This window comes from Kitasatospora sp. NPDC057692 (assembly GCF_042799475.1).
Lineage (GTDB): Bacteria > Actinomycetota > Actinomycetes > Streptomycetales > Streptomycetaceae > Kitasatospora.
In genome coordinates this window covers 151119-174160 of sequence record NZ_JBHVIV010000009.1, presented here as the reverse complement: position 1 = coordinate 174160, position 23042 = coordinate 151119, and the positions used below count along the sequence as shown (strand labels likewise).

Below are 23042 nucleotides of genomic sequence, written 5' to 3'. Positions count from 1 at the left end.
CCCGCGCCCAGCTCCGCCTTGGCCGCGCCCCCGTTGCCGCCACCGCCGCAGGCGCTGGTCAGCACCAGCGCGCCCCCGACCAGACCGGCCGCCACCGCCCTGCGTATCGACTTCACCGTCGACTCCCTCCCTCGTGTCCCACCGTTCGACCAATACACGCGCCGACCACCGGAAAGGTTGCGCCGTCCGGGGCATGATCCGGAAGGAAAAGACGACCGGTCCGACCCCCGCGCACGGGAATCGGACCGGTCGTCGTCGTGCCGTGACCGACGGTGTCTACCGGCGGGTAGGGCCTACCAGTTCGCCCAGCCGATGTTCCAGCCGCTCAGGCCGTTGTCGGGGGCGACGGTCTTCTCCTTGGAGTTCTTGATGACCACGACGTCGCCGACCATCGAGTCGTTGAAGAACTTGCCCGCCACCGAGCTGTCGCTGCCGCCCTTCTCGTCCTGCATCGAGATGCAGCCGTGGCTGGCGTTGGTCTTGCCGAACGGATTCGCCCAGTAGTTGCCGTGCACGAAGGTGCCGGAGGTGGTCAGCCGCATCGCGTGCGGCACGTCCGGGATGTCGTACTCGCCGCCGAGGCCGACGGTCTGCGAGTTCATCCGGGTGACCTTCTCCTTGCTGGAGATCACCATGGTGCCGTTCCACGACGGGTTCTTCTCGTCGCCGAGGGTCACCGGCACGGTGTGGCTCGCGCCGTCCCTGGTCACCGTCATCTGGTGGGTGGACGAGTCGGCGACGGACACCTGGGAACGGCCGATGGTGAACGGCTCGTCCTTGTCGATGTCGCCGTAGACGCCCGGGGCGATCTCGACGTTCTTCAGCCGGTACTTGATGGTGACCTTGGTGCCCGGCTCCCAGTACTTCTCGGGGCGGAAGTCCAGACGGCGCGAGCCGAACCAGTGGCCCTTGACCGTCGTGCCGTTGCTGGTCTCGAAGGTGATGCCCTGGACGACCGCGTCCTTGTTCTTGATGTCCTTGTTGAAGACGACCGAGACGATCATGCCGACGCCGTAGGTGGCCTTGTCGGCGATGTTGTCGTTGGTGGAGACGGTCTTCGCGGGCGTCAGCGTGGTGAAGGTGGTGGTGGACGCGGCCACCAGGCCGTCGGCGTCGGTGGCCTGGGCGTTCACCTTGTACGCCATGCCGACCGCCAGCGCGGCGCTGGGCTTCCAGCCGCTGCCGTCCGGGGCGATGGCGCCGGCCACCGGCTTGCCCTCCTTGTCGGTCACCTCGACCGTGGTGAGCTTGCCGTTGGCCACGGCGACCTTGAGCGCGCCGTCCGGGGCGACGTCCTGGGCGCCGTCCTTGGGCTCGACGGTCACCACGGCGGCGGAGGTCTTCGGCGCGGTCGAGGACTGGGCCGGTGCCGGGGTGCCGTTGCCGGCGTCCCCGTTGGCGCCCGCGGTGGTGGCCGTACCGCCGTCGGCCTTCTTGTCGCCCCCGCTGCTGCAGGCAGCGGTGAGCAGCAGGACACCGCCCATCGCCAACGCCACCGCGCTCTGACGCGCGCGGCGGCGGGTGACGGTGGTACGTATTGCGGCGTCGGCCGCCCTAACCGGCTTCACGGTTTCTCCCCTCCCGGTGTTCATCCTGATGGACGCCCTGTTCGCCCGGACGGGTTGCACCGGACCGGCGATCTTTCGCACCGGTCTTCGGCGCGGCACGTCAGGATAGCTGGGCCGAACGGGTGAATCCTGGGGAGGCTACCGGTGAACGCCGGTGAAGATCATCCGCACATGGCCGTCAAGGTGTGGCGGCCGGGGCGGGGACCGGGGTCGGGGTCGCGGTCGGGGTGGGGGTGGAGGCCGGGGTGTGGGTCACGGACGGTCTCGCGGAGGGGGTCGGGCTCGGGGTCGGACTCGGCGGCGGGCTCGTGGAGGGGCTCGCGCCGGACTGGAGGGCGCTCCCGGCCACCCATTGCGCCCAGGGCAGGTTCCAGCCGTTCAGCCCGTTGTTCGGTGGTACGACGTCCCCGGTCGAGGCCTTCACCTCGAACACGTCGCCCGGGATCGTGTGCTCGAACAGCCAGCCCGCCGGGGTCTCGCCGCTCGCCCCGCCCTTGACGTCGGCCAGGCCGATGCAGCCGTGACTGGTGTTGGCGCTGCCGAAGACCGACGGGCCGGCCCAGTAGTTTCCGTGCACGAAGGTGCCGGAGTTGGTCAGCCGCATCGCGTGCGGCACGTCCTTGATGTCGTACTCGTCGCCCATCCCGACGGTCTGCGAGTTCATCCGGGTGACCTTGTACTTCTCGGACACCACCAGCACGCCCCGGTACGTCGAGTGCTTGGCGTCCCCGCCGGACACCTTGAGCGTGCGCACCGCCTTGCCGCCCTGGCCGGCCCGGACGGTGAGGGTGTGGGCGTCCAGGTCGACGGTGGACACCTGGGCCCGGCCGACGGTGAATCGGACGTCCTTGTTCTGGGTGCCGAACTCGCCCGGCGCGCCCTGAACGTCCTTGAGCCGCAGCGCGACCGAGACCCGGGTGCCCGGCGCCCAGTACTCGCGGGGGCGGAAGTCCAGGCGCTGGCCGCCGAACCAGTGCGCGGCCACCTCCACCGGCGGGTCGGCGGTCACCGCGATCGCGCGCTCCACCGCGGCCCGGTCGGTGATCGGGCGGCTGAACCGCAGCGAGACCGGCATGCCGACGCCCACCGTCGAACCGTCCTCGGGGGTGAAGAAGGCGACGAAGGTGTGCGCCGGGGCCATGGTCGAGAAGTCGGTGTGCTGGACCGCCCGCCGGCCCTGGTCGTCCTCGGCGACGGCGTCCAGGGTGAACGCGGTGGCCAGCGGCAGCGGGCCGTCCGGGGTCCAGCCGGTGCCGTCCGCGGAGAGCGAGCCGGGGACCTCGCCGCCGCGGGTGTCGGCGAGCCGGACGGAGACCAGCCGGCCCTGCGCGACCGTCACCCGGACCGGGCCCTCGGGCGGCAGGTTCTGGGCGTCGTCGGCGGGCACCGCGGTGATCGTCGCCCGGGAGACCGGCGGCGGCCCGGCCGGACCACCCGCCGGGGCCGCGTCCCCGCTGGAGTCCCCCGCCACGCCGCCGCCCCCGGCACACCCGGCCAGCACCGCCAGGCAGCAGCCCAGCGCCGCCAGCCGCCGTACCCACATTCCGGGTCCTCCCCCCGTATTTGTCCACTACCCCCCACAACGAGGCCGCTCCCCACCAGGACACGCCGACACTCCGCCCCGCGCCTCGGCGTTTTATGTAGACCGGTCTACAGACCTCCCACCCCCCTGGAGTGGAAAGTCGGCCCCGCCGACTTCCCACTCCCGCACACCCCTCACCGCCCGGCCCGGAGCAGGAAGTCGGATCCGCCGACTTCCCACTCCCGCGCGCCCTTGGATTCTGTAGACCGGTCGACATATTCCTGCCGCCAACGCGCTAGCCACACCGGCCAGGCAACGCGGGACAGAGCCGGCCCGACCCTGCCCGGCCCAGCCCGGAGCAGGAAGTCGGACCCGCCGACTTCCCACTCCCGCACGCCCTTGGATTCTGTAGACCGGTCGACATATTCCCCCCGGCGGCGGAGCGCGGAGGACCTGGCGGAGCAGGGGCGGCCGGGCGGGCGCACGGGCGCCATCTGCCGGTAAGACGGTGTTCAGCCGCTTCCGTCCGGCGTGAACAGGGAATGAGAGACCGCACGGGGTCCGGGACACCCCGCCAGGGAGGGCACCGCCATGGCGTCAGGGCAGGAGTCGGCGACCGCCGTACGCGCGCAGCCCGGCGGTGCGGTGCCGTGGCCGGGCAGCCGGCAGCCGCTCGGCGCCCGCTTCCACCCCGGCCCGGACGGCCGCCCCGGCACCAACTTCGCCCTCTGGGCCGCCGGCGCCGAGGCCGTCGACCTCTGCCTCTTCGACGACGACGGCCGCGAGACCCGCCTGCGCCTCACCGAGCAGGACGCCCAGACCTGGCACGGCTTCGTCCCCGGCGTCCTCCCCGGCACCCGTTACGGCTACCGCGTGCACGGCCGCTGGGACCCGTGGACCGGCGCCCGGTGGAACCCGGCCAAGCTGCTGCTCGACCCCTACGCCCGCGCGATCGACGGCACCTACACCTCCCACGACGCCGCCTGCGCCGCCGTGCGCGGCTGGCCCGAGGCCGACGTCGCCGACACCGTCCGGGACAACCGCGACTCGGCCCCGTACGTGCCCAGATCGGTCGTCGTCCGGGACGACGACGACTGGTCCGACGACCACCGCCCCAAGACCCCCTGGGCCGAGACCGTCCTCTACGAACTGCACGTCCGCGGCTTCACCCACCGCCACCCCGACGTCCCGCCCGCCCTGCGCGGCACCTACGCCGGCCTCGCCCACCCCGCCGCCCTCGCCCACCTCACCGGCCTCGGCGTCACCGCGGTCGAACTGCTGCCCGTCCACCAGCACGTCAGCGAGGACCACCTCCAGGCCCGCGGCCTCGTCAACTACTGGGGCTACAACACCGTCGGCTACTTCGCCCCGCACGCCGGCTACTCCGCCTCCGGTTCGCGCGGCGGTCAGGTCGGCGAGTTCAAGCGGATGGTCCGCGCCCTGCACGCCGCCGGCATCGAGGTGATCCTCGACGTCGTCTACAACCACACCGCCGAGGGCTCCGAGATGGGCCCCTCGCTGTTCCTGCGCGGCATCGACAACGCCGGCCACTACCGCCTGCCGCCCAACCGCCCGCGCGGCTACGCCGACTACACCGGCTGCGGCAACACCCTGGACACCCGCCGGCCCCAGGTGATCCGGCTGATCACCGACTCGCTGCGGTACTGGGTGCACGAGATGGGCGTGGACGGCTTCCGCTTCGACCTCGCCGCCGCCCTCACCCGCGGCGGCGGGGCCAACGGCGGCGGTCACGAGGTCACCATGGACCACCCGCTGCTCGCCGCCATCGCCCAGGACCCGCTGCTCAACCGGGTGAAGCTGATCGCCGAGCCCTGGGACGTCGGCCCGGGCGGCTACCAGGTGGGCGGCTTCCCGCCACCCTGGGCCGAGTGGAACGACCGCTACCGCGACACCGTGCGCGACTTCTGGCGCGGCGCCCGCCCCGACGTCCGGGAACTCGGCTACCGCCTCTCCGGCTCCTCCGACCTCTACCAGCACGCCGGACGGCGCCCGTACGCCTCCGTCAACTACGTGACCGCGCACGACGGCTTCACCCTGCGCGACCTCGTCTCCCACGACCGCAAGCACAACGAGGCCAACGGCGAGGCCAACCGGGACGGCACCGACGACAACCGCTCCTGGAACCACGGCGCCGAGGGCGAGAGCACCGACCCCGCCGTCACCGCCCTGCGCCGCCGCCAGCTGCGCAACCTCACCGCCACCCTGCTGCTCTCCGCCGGGGTCCCGATGCTCACCGCCGGGGACGAGTTCGGCCGCACCCAGGGCGGCAACAACAACGCCTACTGCCAGGACAACGAGGTCAGCTGGCTGGACTGGTCACTGCTCGACGACCCCGCCTGGCGCGGCCTGTCCGCGTTCACCGCCGGGCTGGTCCGGCTCCGCCGCCGCCACCCCGTGCTGCGGCAGCGCGCCTTCTTCTCCGGCCGCGCCGCCGCCCCGGGCGGGCGCCCCGACCTCGCCTGGTTCACCCCGCTCGGCCGGGAGATGACCGAGGCCGACTGGTTCACGCCGACCGCGGCCCTCGGCATGCTGCTGTCCGGCACCGCGATGTCCGAACGCGACGCGTACGGCCGCCCGCTGCTCGACGACAGCTTCCTGCTGCTGCTCAACGCCGGGCCGCGGCCGCTCCCCTTCACCCTGCCCGGCACGCCCTGGGCCGCCGACGGCACCGGGTACGAGACCGTCGTCGACACGGCCGCCGCGGACGACGCCGACCCCACCGGGCCGCACCTCCCCCAGGACACCCTCCTGCTCGACGGACGCTCGCTGCGCCTCCTCCGCACCGTCCTTCCCGGCGTGTCGGCTGGCCGGTAATCGACGACAGGTCCGAAAAACCGGATGAGAAATGACGGGCACCCGGCCTACCCTCACCGCGATGTCCGAGAACCAAGCCCCCGACGCCACATCCGACACCGCACCGCCCGCCCCCCGCCGGTCGACGGTGCGCTCGCTGCTGCGCCTGTGGCCGTACGTCCGCCCGGTCCGGGCGCGGCTGGCCGTCTCGGTGACCGCCGCCCTGCTCGCCGCGCTCAGCACACTGATCGTGCCGACCGTCCTCGGCCGCATCGTCGACGGCCCGATCGCCGACCGCGACCTCGACGGCCTCTGGCAGCCGGCCACCCTGCTGGTCCTGCTCGGTCTCGCCGAGGCCGCCCTCTTCTACACCCGCCGCGTGGTACTGGCCCGGCCGCTGGCCACGGTCGAGACGGCGATGCGCGGCGACCTCTTCGCCAAACTCCAGCGGCTGCCGGTCTCCTTCCACGACCGCTGGGGCTCCGGCCAGCTGCTCTCCCGCGCGACCTCCGACATGTACACCATGCGGCTGTTCCTGGCCTTCCCGCTGGTCTTCCTGATCGTCAACACGGTGACCTTCCTGGCCGGCACCGCCCTGATGTTCACCCAGGACTGGCGGCTCGCCCTGATCGCGCTCGGTCCGGCCGTCCCGCTGTTCGTGCTCACCCGCCGCTTCGAGTCCGGCTACTCGGGCGCCGCCCGTCTGGCGCAGGACCAGAACGGCGACCTCGCCACCGTCGTCGAGGAGTCCGTCCTCGGCATCCGGATCCTCAAGGCCTTCGGCCGCCACCGCTCGATGGCGGAACGGTTCCGCGAACGCTCGCACGACCTGCGCCGCACCGAGCTCAAGAAGGCCGGACTGCTCGCCAACCTCTGGGCGGTCATCGTCGGCCTGCCCGAGCTGGCCCTCGGCTGCGCCCTCGCGGCCGGCGCCTACCTGGTCGCGCACGACGAGCTGAGCGCCGGCACGCTGGTCGCCTTCCTCTCCACCGCGCTCGCGCTGCGCTGGCCGGTCGAGTCGCTGGGCTGGCTGCTGGCCTACGCCAACGAGGCCGCCACCGCCACCGACCGCTTCTTCGAGGTGCTGGACGAGCCCGACGCGGAGAACGCGGAGAACGCGGAGAACGCGGAGAACGCGGAGAGCCCGGAGCCCGCCAAGAACGCCCAGAACACCCGGAACGCCGAGGACACCGGGAGCCCCGACGGCATCCGGCTCACCGACGTCCGCTTCCGCTACCCGGACGCCCCCGCCGGCACCCCCGACCTGCTCCGCGGCGTCGACCTGCACATCCGCAGCGGCGAGACGATGGCCCTGGTCGGCGCCACCGGCAGCGGCAAGACCACCCTGACCGCCCTGCTCCCCCGCCTCTACGAGGCCACCGGCGGCAGCATCACCCTCGACGGCCGGGACATCCGCGCGCTGGACCGCTCCCGGCTGCGCGAACTGGTCGCGGTCGCCTTCGAGGAGCCCACCCTGTTCTCCGCCACCGTCCGGGAGAACGTCCTGATGGGCGCCCCCGGAGCGGGCGACGACCGGCTGCGCGCCGCACTCGCCACCGCCCAGGCCGGCTTCGTCGAGAGCCTGCCCGAGGGCGTCGCCACCGAGGTCGGCGAGCAGGGCCTGAGCCTGTCCGGCGGCCAGCGCCAGCGGCTCGCGCTGGCCCGCGCGGTGGTCGGCGACCCGGCCTTCCTGGTGCTCGACGACCCGCTCTCCGCGCTGGACGTGCACACCGAGGCGCTGGTCGAACGCGCCCTGCGCCAGGTCCTCGCGTCCACCACCGCCCTGGTGGTCGCCCACCGCCCGAGCACCGTGCTGCTCGCCGACCGGGTCGCCGTGCTCGCCGACGGCCGGATCGAGGCGGTCGGCACCCACCAGGAACTGCTGCACCGCTCGGCGCACTACCGGGCACTGATGTCGGGCGAGGCCGCCCTCGTCCCCGAGGGGAGCACCGCCCGATGACCACCACCGTCGAGCCCGCCGACGCCCGCACGAAGGACCGCCGGACGGCACCGGCCGAACCGGTCGAGGAGGAGCTGCCGCCCCCGCCGGCCGACGAGGAGGACATCCCCGTCCCGCCCGGCGCGCCCCGCGCCCTGCTGCGCTCGCTGCTCGGCCCGCACCGGGGCCGGGTCGCCGCCGCCATGGCGGTGATCCTGCTCCAGCAGGCCGCCCTGCAGGCCGGACCGCTGCTGGTCGCCTTCGCGATGGACCGCGGCATCCCGGCCCTGCGCGACGACGACGCCGGCCCGCTGATCGCGGTGGTCGTCGCCTACCTGGGCTGCGCGCTGCTCGGCACGCTGCTCCAGTGGTCGTTCATCAAGATCAGCGCCCGGGTCAACCAGGACATCCTGCTGGAGCTGCGCGGCCGGATCTTCCGGCACGCCCAGCGGCTCAGCCTGGACTTCCACGAGCGGTACACCTCGGGGCGGATCATCTCGCGCGCCACCAGCGACGTGGACGCGCTGCGCGAACTGCTCTCCGAGGGGCTCCAGGAGCTGCTGACGGTCTTCCTGTCGGTCTGCTCCATCTCGGTGATCCTGCTGGTGCTGGACTGGCGGCTCGGCCTGGCCTCGCTGGCCGCCTTCCTGCCGCTGTGGCTGATCGCCCGGTCCTTCCGGCGCCGCTCGCGCCTGGTCTACCGGCGCTCGCGCACCTCGGCGGCCTCGCTGATCGTCCGCTTCACCGAGACCATGAACGGCATCCGCCCGGTGAAGGCCTTCCGCCGCGAGCGGACCAACGACGCCGCGTTCGGCGTGGTGAACCGGCAGTCTGCCGCCGCCACCGCGGACGGCCTGCTGGAGATCGCCCGGTACGTCGGCCTCTCCCGCTCGACGGCCAACGTGTGGACCACCGCCGTGCTGCTGTTCGGCGCCTACCTGGTCACCGACGGCTCGGTCGAGCTGGGCGTGCTGACCGCCTTCGTGCTCTACCTGCGCCGGCTGTTCGACCCGATCGACCAGCTGGCGATGTTCCTCAACAGCTACCAGTCGGCCGCCGCCGCCCTGGAGAAGATCGCCGGCCTGCTCGCCCACGAGCCGACCGTCGCCGAGCCCGCCGAGCCGAAGGAGCTCCCGGCCGTCCCGGCCAAGGGCCGCGAGGTGGGCTTCGAGAAGACCCGGTTCGCCTACCGCACCGGCAAGGAGGTGCTGCCGCCCTTCGACCTGGTGCTGCCGGCCGGGCAGACCGTCGCCGTGGTGGGGGCGACCGGGGCCGGGAAGTCGACGGTGGCCAAGCTGCTCGCCCGGTTCTACGACCCGACCGACGGCCGGATCACCCTGGACGGCGTGGACCTGCGCGACCTGGCGGGGCCGGAGCTGCGGCGCGGGGTGGTGATGGTGACCCAGGAGTCCTTCCTGTTCTCCGGCACGGTCGCCGAGAACATCGCGATCGGCCGCCCGGGCGCCGACCGCGCCGAGGTCGAGGAGGCCGCCCGGGCGATCGGGGCGCACGACTTCATCGCCGAGCTGCCGGACGGCTACGACACCGACGTGCGCAAGCGCGGCGGACGGATCTCGGCCGGCCAGCGCCAGCTGGTGGCCTTCGCCCGCGCGCTGCTCGCCGACCCCGCGGTGCTGATCCTGGACGAGGCCACCAGCTCGCTGGACGTGCCGGGCGAGCAGGCGGTGCAGCGGGCGATGCGCACGGTGCTGGCCGGCCGGACGGCCGTGATCATCGCCCACCGCCTCTCCACCGTGGAGATCGCGGACCGGGTGCTGGTGATGGACCAGGGCCGGATCGTCGAGGACGGCACCCCGCGCGAGCTGATCAACGGCGCCGGGCGCTTCGCCCAGCTGCACCAGGCCTGGCGGGACAGCCTGGTCTGACGCCGCCGGCACACGGCCGGCGGTGCCCGACACACCGTCCGTAAGAACCCCTGGGCCCTTTCATCCATTACCGAAAGGGCCTAGGGTCGTTCCCGGGGCTCACCGGTCCCCCAGCGATCCCCCGGGAAAGGGAGCGACCATGGTCGACCGTCACCACTGGGAGCAGTGGCAGCGCAGTTGGGACCGCCAGCAGGAGTGGTACCTGCCGGACCGCGAGGAGCGGTTCCGGGTGATGCTCGACGTCGTCGAGGCGGTGACCGGGCCCGCCCCGCGCGTCCTCGACCTCGCCTGCGGCACCGGCAGCATCACCGAACGGCTGCTCGCCCGGCTGCCCGCCGCCACCGGTGTCGGGGTGGACCAGGACCCGGCGCTGATGACCATCGCCCGCGGCGTCCTCGGCGAGGACGAGCGGTTCACCCTGGTCACCGCCGACCTCAAGGACCCGCGGTGGGCCGAGGCCCTGCCGCCCGGCCCGTTCGACGCCGTGGTGACCGCCACCGCGCTGCACTGGCTGCCGGCCGACGCCCTGGTCCGGCTCTTCGGCGACCTGGCCGGCCTCATCCGCCCGGGCGGGGTGTTCCTCAACGCCGACCACATGCCCGACCCGGCGGTCCCGCTGCTCAACACCGCCGAGCGGGCCCTGCGGCACGGCCGGCAGGAGCGCGAGAAGGCCGAGGGCGTCCTCGACTGGGAGAGCTGGTGGCTCGCCGCCGCGGCCGACCCGCTGCTCGCCGAGCAGGTGGCCGCCCGCAACCGGATCTACGGCTCGCACGCCGACGGCGAGTCCCACCCGGCCGGCTGGCACGCCGAGCGGCTGCGGGAGGCCGGCTTCGCCGAGGCCGGGGTGGCCTGGCGCTCGGTCACCGACGCCCTGGTGGCCGCGATCCGCTGAGGCCGCCCGCCGCACGGACGGGAGGGGCACCGGTCCGACCGGTGCCCCTCCCCCGCCCGCCGCTCAGCGCAGCAGTCCGGCGTCCATCCCGGCCGCCTCCGGCGGCAGCGCCACCAGGCCCGGCTCGGCGGGCGAGGCCAGCCGGGGATGGGCGGGCAGCACCCGCACGGTGTAGCCGAAGGGCCCGGTGCGGCCGAGCTCCAGGGAGCCCTCGTACCTGGTCCGCCCGTCGAGGTCGGGCCCGCCGACCGGCTTGAGGGCGAGCAGCGCGGCGTCGGAGATCCGGTCCGACTCGTCGACCCGGCCGGAGACCACCTGCACCTCGACGTCGGCCGGCTCCAGGGGACCGAGCGCCACCTGCACCCGCAGGGCCAGCGCGCTGCCCAGCTCCTGCGCCTCGTCCGGGCAGTCCGCCTCGACGTGCTCCACCCGGACGACCGGCCAGGCCTCGCGCACCCTGGCCTTCCACTCGGCCAGCTCGCGGGCGGCCCGGAAGGCACCCGTCCCCGCCAGCTCCCGCTGGGCCAGCGCGGCCGGGGCGTAGAGCCGTTCGACGTACTCGCGGACCATCCGCCCGGCCAGCACCTTGGGCCCGAGGGTCACCAGGGTGTGCCGGACCATCGCGATCCACCGGTGCGGCAGGCCGTCCGAGCCCCGGTCGTAGAACCGGGTGGCCACCTGGTCCTCGATCAGGTCGTAGAGCGCGGCGGCCTCGATGTCGTCGCGCCGCTCGGCCTCCCGGCTGTCCGGGTCGAGCACGCCCTCGCCGGTGTCGGCGGTGGGGATCGCCCAGCCGTTCTGGCCGTCGAACCACTCGTCCCACCAGCCGTCCAGCACCGACAGGTTGAGGCAGCCGTTGAGCGCGGCCTTCATTCCGGAGGTGCCGCAGGCCTCCAGCGGGCGGAGCGGGTTGTTCAGCCAGACGTCGCAGCCCGGGTAGAGGTGCTGGGCCATCGCCATGTCGTAGTCCGGCAGGAAGACGATCCGGTGCCGGACCGCCGGGTCGTCGGCGAAGGCCACCATCTGCTGGATCAGCCGCTTGCCGCCGTCGTCGGCCGGGTGGGCCTTGCCGGCGACCACGATCTGCACCGGCCGGGTCGGGTGCAGCAGCAGGGCGCGCAGCCGCTGCTGGTCCCGGAGCATCAGGGTGAGCCGCTTGTAGGACGGCACCCGGCGGGCGAAGCCGATGGTCAGCACGTCCGGGTCGAGCACCGAGGAGACCCAGCCGAGCTCGGCCTCGCCGGCCCCGCGCTGGCGCCAGGAGGCGCGCAGCCGGTGGCGGACCTCGTCGACCAGCTGGGCCCGCAGGGTGCGGCGCAGCTCCCAGACCTCGGTGTTGCCGATCCGCTCCAGGCCGGTCCAGCGCCGGGCCTCGCCGGTGGTCATGGCCTCCTCGGCGCGGTCGGCGCCGATCTCGGTGGCGCCGAGCCGTACGACCGCCGGGTCGATCCAGGTGGCGGCGTGCACGCCGTTGGTGACGGAGGTGATCGGGACGTCGGCGGCGTCGAAGCCCGGCCAGAGGCCGTTGAACATCGATCGGCTGACCTCGCCGTGCAGGGTGGAGACGCCGTTGGCGCGCTGGGCGAGCCGCAGGCCCATGGCGGCCATGTTGAAGAGCTTGGGGTCGCCGCCGCGCCAGGTCTCGGCGCCCAGCGCCAGCACCTGGTCGACCGGGACGCCGGGCAGCGCGGTGTCGCCGCCGAAGTGCCGGGCGACCAGCTCGCGGTCGAAGCGGTCGATGCCCGCCGGGACGGGCGTGTGGGTGGTGAACAGGGTGCCGGCCCGGACCGCCTCCAGGGCCGCGGCGAAGTCGAGCCCGGCGTCCGCGACGAGTTCGCGGATCCGCTCGACGCCGAGGAAGCCGGCGTGGCCCTCGTTGGTGTGGAAGACCTCGGGGGCGGGGTGGCCGGTGAGCCGCTGGTAGACGCGCACCGCCCGGACGCCGCCGATGCCGAGCAGCATCTCCTGGAGCAGCCGGTGCTCGCTGCCGCCGCCGTAGAGGCGGTCGGTGACGTCGCGCTCGGCGGGCGAGTTGGCCTCGATGCCGGAGTCGAGCAGCAGCAGCGGGACGCGCCCGACCTGGGCCTTCCAGATGTGCGCGGCGAGGGTGCGGCCACCGGGCAGGACGAGGTCGACCCGGCTGGGGGTGCCGTCGGCCTCCCGGAGCAGGGTGACGGCCAGCTCGTCCGGGTCCAGCAGCGGGTAGCGCTCCTGCTGCCAGCCGTCCCGGTCGAGGGACTGCCGGAAGTAGCCGTGCCGGTAGAAGAGGCCGACGCCGATGACCGGGACGCCGAGGTCGCTGGCGGCCTTGAGGTGGTCGCCGGCCAGGATGCCGAGGCCGCCGGAGTACTGGGGCAGCGCGGCGGCGATGCCGTACTCGGGCGAGAAGTAGGCGATGGCGGCCGGCAGCGGGGCGGCGCCCTGCGGCCCGGCGCCCTGGTACCAGCGCGGGCCGGCCAGGTACTCGCGCAGGTCGTCGGCGAGGTCGCCGAGCCGGCGCAGGAACCGGCGGTCGGCGGCGAGCGCGGCGAGCCGGGCGGCGGGGACCTCCCCGAGCAGCCGCACCGGGTCCTCGCCCGTCGCGGCCCAGACGTCCGGATCCACGGACCGGAAGAGGTCCCGGGTCTCGGGGTGCCAGGACCAGCGCAGGTTGAGGGCCAGCTCGTGCAACGGCTGGAGTTGTTCGGGCAGGACGGTGCGGACGGTGAATCTGCGGATTGCCTTCACGGCGTGAAGCGTAGCCTCGCCGGATGGCATGATGGTGCGTCAGTTGGGCTATTCGGCATCCGTTCGGCCTATTGATGAGATCGCATTCGGCGCATTGGTCTGCACGGGGGGCGCGCGAGGCGCACTTTTCGCCGGGCCGCGCCACCAATACGTGAACACCGCGGAACAGATCCATTTCCGCCGGCGGACCCGCGCCCGATCGTCTCTGAAACTCCTGGCGTACCGCTGCGGAATCGGGGTCACCAGTGCGAGGATGAAGCACGGTCGTCGATGCTGCGGGGTGTGCGGAGACGGGTGGCGTTCCCCCGCGAAGCAGCACGTCCGAATCCTTTTCGCGTTGACCGTTCCTCATCCTGATTGGTCCATTCGGCGCCCATCGCGGACCGCCGCGTGTCCTCGGTCCGGCCCTGCTCGTTCACGGGTGGGCTGGGTCGTCCGAAGGCGCGCCCGGAGAGGCGTGCGCCGGAACGCGCGCGGGCTCTCGGGCTCTCCGCCACGGGCCGAGCGGGAGCGGGGCAGGTTGCCCGGAACGGCGGCGCGGGCAGGCTTCCGTCGCACGTCCTCCCCACCCAGCAGTCCTCCCGGTACTCCCCTGGCCGCTCCCCGGCCCGCGGGAGCCACCGCCGATCTCGGGCAGGAGTTTGGCATGCACGGCGACACGCGGGACCAGTCCACACCGGTGGCCGACACCCTCGACGCAGCGGTCGCGGAATCCGCCGGACGGATGGATTCTGACACTCGGACAGACGCGGCGATGCCGGGGCCCCGGGGCGCCGGGGCTATCCGTACGGAGCGACCGGACGAACCGGCCCGGCAACCCGGGGCCGACGAGAGCCGGACCGCTCCAGGGCCGAGCCGAGCCGAGGCCCCGCGCAAGCGCACCACCACCCGCCGCAGCGCGAGCACCGCCGCCCCCTCCGCCCCGAAGGCCGAGGGCGGCGCACCGGCCCGGACCGCCGCCGCGCGCCCCGCCACCGCCGGGGGCGCCCGCGCCAAGCCCGCCGCCGCCCGCAAGCCCGCCGCCCGCAAGACGACAGAGAGCGACACCGTGATCGGCCGCATCCCCGTCCTGGACGTCAGCCCCCTCGTAGACGCCGGCCGCCGCCCGGCCAAGGCCGTGGCCGGCGAGACCTTCCTGGTCTGCGCGACCGTGTTCCGCGAGGGCCACGACGCGGTCGCCGCCAACGTCGTGCTGCGCGACCCGCGCGGCCGCAGCGGCCCGTGGACGCCGATGCGCGAGCTGGCCGAGGGCACCGACCGCTGGGGCGCGCACGTCACCCCGACCGCCCCCGGGCGCTGGTCGTACCTGGTGGAGGCCTGGTCGGACCCGGTGGCCACCTGGCGCAAGGCCGCCGCGGTCAAGCTGCCGGCCGGGATCGACACCGCGCTCGTCCTGGAGGAGGGCGCCCAGCTGCTGGAGCGCGCCGCCGCCGGGGTGCCGAAGAAGGACGGCCGGGCGGTGGTGCTGGCGGCCGCCGAGGCGCTGCGCGACCCGGGGCTCCCGCCGCTGTCCCGGCTGGCCGCCGCGCTCGCCCCGGAGGTGCAGGAGCTGCTCGGCCGCTTCCCGCTGCGCGAACTGGTGAGCGCCTCCCGTCCGGCGCCGCTCCAGGTGGACCGGGAGCGGGCGCTGTTCGGCTCCTGGTACGAGTTCTTCCCCCGTTCGGAGGGCGCCGTGGTCGACCCGGCCGGGGTGGAGCCGCCCCGCTCGGGCACCCTGCGGACCGCCGCCGAGCGGCTGCCGGCGATCGCCGCGATGGGCTTCGACGTGGTCTACCTGCCGCCGGTCCACCCGATCGGACGAGCCTTCCGCAAGGGGCCGGACAACACCCTGACGGCCGGTCCGCACGACGTCGGCTCGCCGTGGGCCATCGGCTCGCCGGAGGGGGGCCACGACGCCGTCCACCCGGACCTCGGGACCGTCGAGGACTTCGACCACTTCGTCGCCGAGGCCGCCGCGCTGCACCTGGAGGTGGCGCTGGACTTCGCGCTCCAGTGCTCGCCGGACCACCCCTGGGTGAACAAGCACCCGGAATGGTTCAGCCACCGCGCGGACGGCACCATCGCGTACGCCGAGAATCCCCCGAAAAAATACCAGGATATTTATCCGATCAACTTCGACCAGGACATGGACGGAATCGTCAAGGAGACGGTCCGGGTCCTCCGGTTCTGGATGGCGCACGGCGTACGGATCTTCCGGGTCGACAACCCGCACACCAAACCGGTGGTCTTCTGGGAGCGGGTGCTCGCCGACATCGCCCGCACCGACCCGGACGTCCTCTTCCTCGCCGAGGCCTTCACCCGCCCCGCGATGATGCACACCCTGGGGAAGATCGGATTCCACCAGTCGTACACGTACTTCACCTGGCGCAACAGCAAGGCGGAACTCACCGAGTACCTCACCGAGCTGACCGGCGAGGCGGCCGCGCACATGCGGCCCAACCTCTTCGCCAACACCCCGGACATCCTGCACGCCTACCTCCAGCACGGCGGCCCGGCCGCCTTCGCGATCCGCGCCGTGCTGGCCGCCACCCTCTCCCCCAGCTACGGCGTGTACGCCGGCTTCGAGCTCTACGAGAACGAGCCGGCCCACCCCGGATCCGAGGAGTACCTGCACTCGGAGAAGTACGAACTGCGCCCCCGGGACTGGAGCCGCACCGACACCCTCGCCCCGCTGCTCACCGTCCTGAACCGGCTGCGCCGCCGTCACCCGGCCCTCCAGCAGTTGCGTTCGCTGCGCTTCCACCCCACCGACAACGACCAGGTGCTCGCCTACTCCAAGACCGCCCTGACACCCGACGGCCTCACCGACCACCTCATCACCGTGGTCAACCTGGATCCCCACCACGCCCAGGAGGCCACCGTCACCCTGGACGGGGACGGGCCCTTCGCGGTCCACGACGAGCTCACCGGTGCCGCCTACACCTGGGGCCGGCACAACTACGTCCGGCTCGACCCCTCAGCCGAGCCGGCCCACCTCCTCACGGTTCGGAGGAACCCAGCGTGACAGTGAACGAGCCCGTCCCCGACACCTTCCCCGAGACCTCCAAGAAGAACTTGGACCCGGACTGGTTCAAGCGTGCGGTCTTCTACGAGGTGCTGGTGCGGTCCTTCCAGGACAGCAACGGCGACGGGGTCGGGGACCTCAAGGGGCTCACGTCCAAACTCGACTACCTGCAGTGGCTCGGCGTCGACTGCCTCTGGCTGCCGCCGTTCTTCTCCTCACCGCTGCGCGACGGCGGGTACGACGTGTCCGACTACAAGTCGGTGCTGCCGGAGTTCGGCGACCTCGCGGACTTCATGGAGTTCGTCGACGCCGCGCACGCCCGCGGCATGCGCGTGATCATCGACTTCGTCATGAACCACACGAGCGACCAGCACCCGTGGTTCCAGGCCTCCCGGGAGGATCCCGACGGCCCGTACGGCGACTTCTACATGTGGGCCGACGACGACAAGCAGTACCCCGACGCCCGGATCATCTTCGTCGACACCGAGACCTCCAACTGGACGTACGACCCGGTGCGCAAGCAGTACTTCTGGCACCGGTTCTTCTCCCACCAGCCGGACCTCAACTACGACAACCCGCGGGTCCAGGACGAGATGATCGCCGGCCTGCGGTTCTGGCTCGACCTCGGCATCGACGGGTTCCGGCTGGACGCGGTGCCGTACCTGTTCGCCCGGGAGGGCACCAACTGCGAGAACCTGCCGGAGACGCACGAGTTCCTCCAGCGGGTCCGCAAGGAGATCGACGCCGACTACCCGGACACCGTGCTGCTCGCCGAGGCCAACCAGTGGCCGGAGGACGTCGTCGACTACTTCGGCGACTTCGCCTCCGGCGGCGACGAGTGCCACATGGCGTTCCACTTCCCGGTGATGCCGCGGATCTTCATGGCGGTCCGCCGGGAGTCCCGCTACCCCGTCTCGGAGATCCTCGCCAAGACGCCCAACATCCCGCACGGCTGCCAGTGGGGCATCTTCCTGCGCAACCACGACGAGCTGACCCTGGAGATGGTCACCGACGAGGAGCGCGACTACATGTACGCGGAGTACGCCAAGGACCCGCGGATGCGCGCCAACGTGGGCATCCGCCGGCGGCTCTCCCCGCTGCTGGAGAACGACCGCAACCAGGTCGAGCTCTTCACCGCCCTGCTGCTCTCCCTGCCCGGCTCCCCGGTGCTCTACTACGGGGACGAGATCGGCATGGGGGACAACATCTGGCTGGGCGACCGGGACGGCGTCCGGACCCCGATGCAGTGGACCCCGGACCGCAACGCGGGTTTCTCCTCCGCCGACCCGGGCAGGCTCAGTCTGCCACCCATCATGGATCCGGTGTACGGCTATCAGGTGACCAACGTCGAGGCGCAGCAGAGCAGTTCGAGTTCGCTGCTGCACTGGACGCGTCGCATGATCGAGATCCGCAAGCTCAACCCGGCGTTCGGCCTCGGCACCTACACCGAACTGCCCTCCAGCAACCCCGCGGTGCTGGCCTTCGTGCGCGAGCACGAGGGGGACCTGGTCATGTGCGTGAACAACTTCTCCCGCTTCGCGCAGCCGACCGAACTGGACCTGAGGCAGTACGGCGGACGGTACCCGGTGGAGCTGATCGGCGGGGTGCGCTTCCCCTCGATCGGTGAGTGGCCGTACCTGCTCACCCTCGCCGGCCACGGCTTCTACTGGTTCCAGCTCCGCCGGCCCCCCAGGCTGAGCGGAACCAGGCGATCGAAGTAACGATCCGGCACCTGCCGCAGGCCCCATCGAAGCCTCCGGGGGCGCGAGTTCGCACCCCGCGCCCCCGGTCGTCTCTGCACCACCGCGTACGGAGAACAGCCCAACGGCCACCCACACGAAGGCGTGACACCCGGGCCCACCGCTCGCGTGCCGCGCCGCCGCGCCGCCGCAATCCGGAAGACTGACGGACCCGGCCAGACCCGTCGGGCGATCCGCCCAGCTCCTCCGGGGAAAGGGAGTCATGTCCGAAACCTCCCGTTCGCAAGCCCCCCTGCACCGTGACGCCCCCGCCGGCCCCGCCGCGGCGGCCGCCCCGCGGGGCACCGGGGTCCGGAGGACCGCCCTGGGGGTCAGCGAACTCGTCCAGGCGGCGCTGCCGCTGATCGCCGAATGGCTCCCCAGCCAGCGCTGGTACGCCGGGAAGGGCCGGCCGATCACCGGCCTCACCCCGGTGGTCGGCACTCCCCTGCAGGTCGGCGACCCCGCCCTGCTGCACCTGCTGCTCCGGGTCGAGCACGCGGCGACCGCCGGCGCTCCGCACGGCGACCTGTACCAGCTGCTGCTCGGCATCCGCTCGGCCGGCCCGACCGGCATCGAGCCCTCCGCCGTCCTCGGCCGGCTCACCCAGGGCCCGTACGACGGTGCGGCGCTCTACGACGCGGTGCACGACCCCGAGCTCACCGGGCGGCTGCTGGAGCACCTGGCCACCGGCGACCGGTTCGGCTCGCTGTCCTTCCGCCGCACCCCCGGCTCCGGGCTCCCCACCAACCTGCCCGGCCGCGCCTCCACCGCCGAGCAGTCCAACAGCTCGGTCATCTACGGCACCTCGTACATCCTGAAGCTGTTCCGCCGCGTCCACCCCGGCACCAACCCCGACCTCGAACTGTCGCTCGCGCTCTCCCGGGCCGGCTCGACCCGCATCCCCCGGGTCGCCGCCTGGTTCGAGAGCCGTCTGGAGCGCGCCGAGCCGGCCACCCTCGGGCTGCTGCAGCGCTACCTCCCCGAGGCCGAGGACGGCTGGGAGCTCGCCCTCGACCAGGTCGGCCGGCTGAAGGGCGACCCGTCGCCGGGCAACTTCGCGATCGAGGCGCACCGGCTCGGCCGGGCCACCGCCGAGGTGCACCGGGTGCTCGCCCGCTCGATGCCGGTCGCCCGGCTGGACCGCACCCAGACCCGGCAGCTGGCCACCGCGATGGCGGACCGGCTGGACAGCGCGGTCGCCGCCGTCCCGGGACTGATGCGCTACCGGGGCGCGCTGCGCTCGGCCTTCCGGCAGCTGGCCGACGCCCACCCGGACGGCCTGCCGGTCCAGCGGATCCACGGCGACCTGCACCTCGGCCAGGCGATGCGCACCCCGCACGGCTGGGTGCTGCTGGACTTCGAGGGCGAGCCCGCCAAGTCGGTCGCCGAACGCCGCGAGCCGCAGACCGCGCTGCGGGACGTCGCCGCGATGCTCCGCTCCTTCGACTACGCCGCCGCCCACCTGCTGGCCGGCGGGCCGCCCGACCCGGAGCTGGCGCACCTGGCCGCCGCCTGGGCGCAGCGCAACCGCACCGCCTTCTGCGCCGGCTACACCGCGGGCGGCGGCACCGACCCGGCCGCCTCGCCGGAGCTGATGCGCGCGCTGGAGATCGACAAGGCGGTGTACGAGGTGGTGTACGAGGCCCGGCACCGGCCGAGCTGGCTGCCGATCCCGCTGGCCGCGATCAACCGGCTGGCGCTCACCGTCTGACGTCCCTCGTTCCGCCGCCCCGCTCCAAGAGAGGTCCCCGCCGTGACGCCGCTCGACCCGCCAGGCCGCACCACCCGCTCCGTGCCGGCCACCTTCCTGGCCGGCCCGGACTCCCCGAAGCGCGAGCCCGCGACCGGCCGGCGGGCCGAGCCGGCGCCCGCCCCCGAACCCTCCGACGAACCCGCCGACGAACCCTCCGGCGAGCCGGTGCCCGCCGACCCGCTGCCCGCCGGGGCGCTACGGCTGCCCGAGGCGCCGCTGCCGCCCGGCGAGGTGGACCGGCTGGTCGGCGGCCAGCACCACGACCCGCACGCCCTGCTCGGCGCCCACCCCGTGCACGGCGGCACCGCGATCCGGGTGCTGCGCCCCTTCGCCGAGCGGGTCGTGGTGGAGACCGGACAGGGCCCGGTCGAGCTCACCCACCAGCAGGGCGGGCTGTTCACCGGCCTGCTCGCCGCCCCGCAGGCGCCGGACTACCGGCTGCTGGTCAGCTACCCGGGCGGCGAACCGATCCGGCAGCACGACGGCTACCGCACCCCGCCCACCCTCGGCGAGCTCGACCTGCACCTGATCTCCGAGGGCCGGCACGAGCAGCTCTGGCGGGCCCTCGGCTCGCACCTGCGCACCGTGGACGGGGTGCGCGGCACCGCGTTCGCCGTCTGGGCGCCGAACGCCGCCGGGGTGCGGCTGATCGGCGACTTCAACCACTGGGACGGCACCGGCCACCCGATGCGCTCGCTGGGCTCCTCCGGCGTCTGGGAGCTGTTCGTCCCCGACCTCGGCGAGGGCGCCCAGTACAAGTACGAGATCCACACCCGGCAGGGCTGGGTCCTGGACAAGGCCGACCCGCTGGCCCGCGCCGCGCAGGTCCCGCCCGGCACCGCCTCGGTCGTCACCGCCTCGACGCACCGCTGGCAGGACGGCGAGTGGCTGGCCCGCCGGGCGCGCACGGCGCACCACCGCGCCCCGATGTCGGTGTACGAGCTGCATCTGCCGTCCTGGCGCCCCGACCTCACCACCTATCGCGCCATCGCCGCCGAACTCCCGGGGTACCTGAAGGAGTTGAACTTCACCCACGTGGAGTTCATGCCGGTCATGGAGCATCCGTTCGGCGGCTCCTGGGGCTACCAGGTGTCCGGCTACTACGCGCCCACCTCCCGGCTCGGCAGTCCGGACGACTTCCGCTTCCTGGTCGACACCCTGCACCAGCACGGCATCGGCGTGATCGTCGACTGGGTGCCCGCGCACTTCCCCAAGGACGACTTCGCGCTCGCCCGCTTCGACGGCGAGCCGCTGTACGAGCCGGCCGACCCGCTGCGCGCCGAACACCCGGACTGGGGCACCCTGGAGTTCGACTACGGCCGGACCGAGGTGCGCAACTTCCTGGTCGCCAACGCGGTCTACTGGTGCGAGGAGTTCCACGTCGACGGCCTGCGGGTGGACGCCGTGGCCTCGATGCTCTACCTCGACTACTCGCGCGACAGCGGCAACTGGACCCCCAACCGGTACGGCGGGCGGGAGAACCTCGACGCGGCGGCCTTCCTGCAGGAGATGAACGCCACCGTCTACCGGCGCTGCCCCGGCGTGATCACCGTCGCCGAGGAGTCCACCGCCTGGGACGGCGTCACCCGGCCCACCGACCAGGGCGGCCTCGGCTTCGGCCTCAAGTGGAACATGGGCTGGATGCACGACTCCCTGGTCTACATGGGCAAGGACCCGGTGCACCGCAAGTACCACCACAACGAGATGACCTTCTCGATGGTGTACGCGTACTCGGAGAACTACATCCTGCCGATCTCGCACGACGAGGTGGTGCACGGCAAGCAGGCCCTGGTCGCCAAGATGCCCGGCGACTGGTGGCAGCAGCGCGCCAACCACCGCGCCTACCTCGGCTTCATGTGGGCCCATCCCGGCAAGCAACTGCTCTTCATGGGCCAGGAGTTCGCCCAGGGGTCGGAGTGGCACCACGAGCAGGGCCCGCAGTGGTGGGTGCTCGACGAGCAGTGGCCGGCCCACGAGGAGCACGCGGGCGTGCGCCGGCTGGTCGGCGACCTCAACCGGCGCTACCTCGACACCCCGGCGCTGTGGGAGCAGGACACCTCCCCGGCCGGCTTCCGCTGGCTGGACGGCGGCGCCGCCGAGGACAACCTGCTCTCCTTCGTCCGGTACGCCGCCGACGGCACCCCGCTGGTCGCCGTCTGCAACTTCTCCCCCGTCGTCCGGCACGGCCACCGGGTCGGCCTGCCCGAGCTGGACGGCCGCGACCAGCTCTGGGAGGAGGCCCTCAACACCGACGCCGCGGAGTACGGTGGCAGCGGGACGGCCAACTCCCGTCCGGTGAAGGCCGAGGCGATCACCTGGAACGGCCTGCCGCGGAGCGCCGAGCTGGTGCTGCCCCCGCTCGCGACCATCTGGCTCCGCCCGGCGTGACGTTCTAGGCTCCCCGCCTGAGACGTCGACAGCGGGCGGGGGGCCTTCTGTGGGAGTGGTGCTGGGCTGGGGCTACGTTCTGCTGCCACTGGCCTGTTGGGCCGCGCTGGCCCGCACCCGGGCGGCCGGGGTGGTGGTGGCCGCGGTCCTGGCCGCACTGGCGGTGATCCCGGTCGGACTGGAGTACGGGTGGTTCCACAGCCGGGCCACCGCCGAGTCGCAGTCCGGCTATCCGCTCGCCGCCGGGCTGGTGGTGCTGCTGGGCACCCTCGCCGAACGGCGGCGGTGCGGCCCCCGGCCCACCCGGGGGTCCGGCCAGCCGGCCGCCGGGGCGACCATCGTGATCGCCGCCCACTCCCTGGTCGGCCTGGTGATCGGCCTGCTCTACCAGCTCGCCGTCCACGAGCCCTTCTCCCCGGAGCGCTCCGAGCTGTCGCTGCCGGCGGGCCTCGCCGTCCAGCAGGACAGCGGCCCCGACCGCAGCTGCGGACTGCACGCCTGCCGCCGCGACCTCGTGGTCGTGAGCACCGAGGGCCTGCCCGGCGCCGAGGCGGCCCGTCGGCTCCGCGACCGGCTGGCCGCCGACGGCTGGACCCCGGGCCCGGGCGGCAGCCTGGTCCACCGGCACGGCTGGCTGCTGGACAAGCGGATCACCCAGCTCCTCCTCACCGAGCAGCCGGCCGCGGTGACCGTCCGGCTCACCGGCCCCGACCGCTTCCCGTGAGGCGGCTCAGGGGGACCTCCGGCCCCTTGCCACCCCCGGGCCGTTCTGCTCGCGGCCGGGCGTTCACGGTGCGAAGGTATGGT

At 73.2% G+C, this 23042-nt stretch carries 12 protein-coding genes; 9 read left to right on the top strand and 3 right to left on the bottom strand.

What is annotated here, in order from left to right; genetic code table 11:
* Nucleotides 1-293 precede the first annotated feature (293 nt).
* Both ACFVFS_RS08430 and ACFVFS_RS08425 read right to left on the bottom strand, forming a co-directional pair.
* A complete protein-coding gene (locus tag ACFVFS_RS08430; protein WP_380621515.1) occupies nt 294-1568 on the bottom strand; it encodes an Ig-like domain-containing protein in 1275 nt (424 codons plus the stop codon).
* 178 nt (nt 1569-1746) lie between these two features.
* Nucleotides 1747-3111 carry an Ig-like domain-containing protein gene (locus ACFVFS_RS08425; RefSeq protein WP_380621513.1) on the bottom strand — a complete coding sequence of 455 codons (1365 nt, stop codon included), beginning with the start codon at nt 3109-3111 and terminating at the stop codon, nt 1747-1749.
* 570 nt (nt 3112-3681) lie between these two features.
* Between ACFVFS_RS08425 and glgX the strand changes: the two genes are divergently transcribed.
* From glgX to ACFVFS_RS08405, 4 genes are all read left to right on the top strand, one after another.
* Nucleotides 3682-5925, top strand: coding sequence for a glycogen debranching protein GlgX (glgX, locus tag ACFVFS_RS08420; RefSeq protein WP_380621511.1), 2244 nt, complete (start codon nt 3682-3684; stop codon nt 5923-5925).
* A gap of 61 nt (nt 5926-5986) precedes the next feature.
* Nucleotides 5987-7864 carry an ABC transporter ATP-binding protein gene (locus ACFVFS_RS08415; RefSeq protein ID WP_380621509.1) on the top strand — a complete coding sequence of 626 codons (1878 nt, stop codon included), beginning with the start codon at nt 5987-5989 and terminating at the stop codon, nt 7862-7864.
* Nucleotides 7861-9729, top strand: a complete 1869-nt coding sequence (locus ACFVFS_RS08410) for an ABC transporter ATP-binding protein (protein WP_380621507.1) — start codon at nt 7861-7863, stop codon at nt 9727-9729. Before ACFVFS_RS08415 ends, ACFVFS_RS08410 begins: the two co-directional genes overlap by 4 nt.
* A 139-nt stretch (nt 9730-9868) precedes the next feature.
* Nucleotides 9869-10621, top strand: coding sequence for a class I SAM-dependent methyltransferase (locus tag ACFVFS_RS08405; RefSeq protein ID WP_380621505.1), 753 nt, complete (start codon nt 9869-9871; stop codon nt 10619-10621).
* 63 nt (nt 10622-10684) lie between these two features.
* Here the strand turns inward: ACFVFS_RS08405 and glgP are convergent, their stop codons facing one another.
* A complete protein-coding gene (glgP, locus tag ACFVFS_RS08400) occupies nt 10685-13348 on the bottom strand; it encodes an alpha-glucan family phosphorylase (RefSeq protein WP_380621503.1) in 2664 nt (887 codons plus the stop codon).
* 1048 nt (nt 13349-14396) lie between these two features.
* Here glgP and ACFVFS_RS08395 point away from each other — a divergent pair.
* The 5 genes from ACFVFS_RS08395 (at nt 14397) to ACFVFS_RS08375 (ending at nt 22959) form a co-directional block, all read left to right on the top strand.
* The gene (locus tag ACFVFS_RS08395; RefSeq protein ID WP_380621527.1) at nt 14397-16352 is read left to right on the top strand and encodes an alpha-1,4-glucan--maltose-1-phosphate maltosyltransferase; all 1956 of its coding nucleotides are present in this window, start codon (nt 14397-14399) and stop codon (nt 16350-16352) included.
* Nucleotides 16349-18073: a maltose alpha-D-glucosyltransferase gene (treS, locus tag ACFVFS_RS08390; RefSeq protein WP_380621501.1), complete on the top strand. Its 1725-nt coding sequence runs from the start codon at nt 16349-16351 to the stop codon at nt 18071-18073. Before ACFVFS_RS08395 ends, treS begins: the two co-directional genes overlap by 4 nt.
* Nucleotides 18074-18314: 241 nt before the next feature.
* Nucleotides 18315-19805, top strand: coding sequence for a phosphotransferase (locus ACFVFS_RS08385; RefSeq protein ID WP_380621499.1), 1491 nt, complete (start codon nt 18315-18317; stop codon nt 19803-19805).
* Nucleotides 19806-19847: 42 nt separating this feature from the next.
* Complete coding sequence (glgB, locus tag ACFVFS_RS08380; RefSeq protein WP_380621498.1) at nt 19848-22235, top strand: 1,4-alpha-glucan branching protein GlgB; 2388 nt, start codon at nt 19848-19850, stop codon at nt 22233-22235.
* A gap of 49 nt (nt 22236-22284) precedes the next feature.
* Entirely contained in the window at nt 22285-22959 is a 675-nt protein-coding gene (locus ACFVFS_RS08375) for a hypothetical protein (protein WP_380621496.1), read from the top strand.
* The last annotated feature ends 83 nt before the right edge of the window (nt 22960-23042 follow it).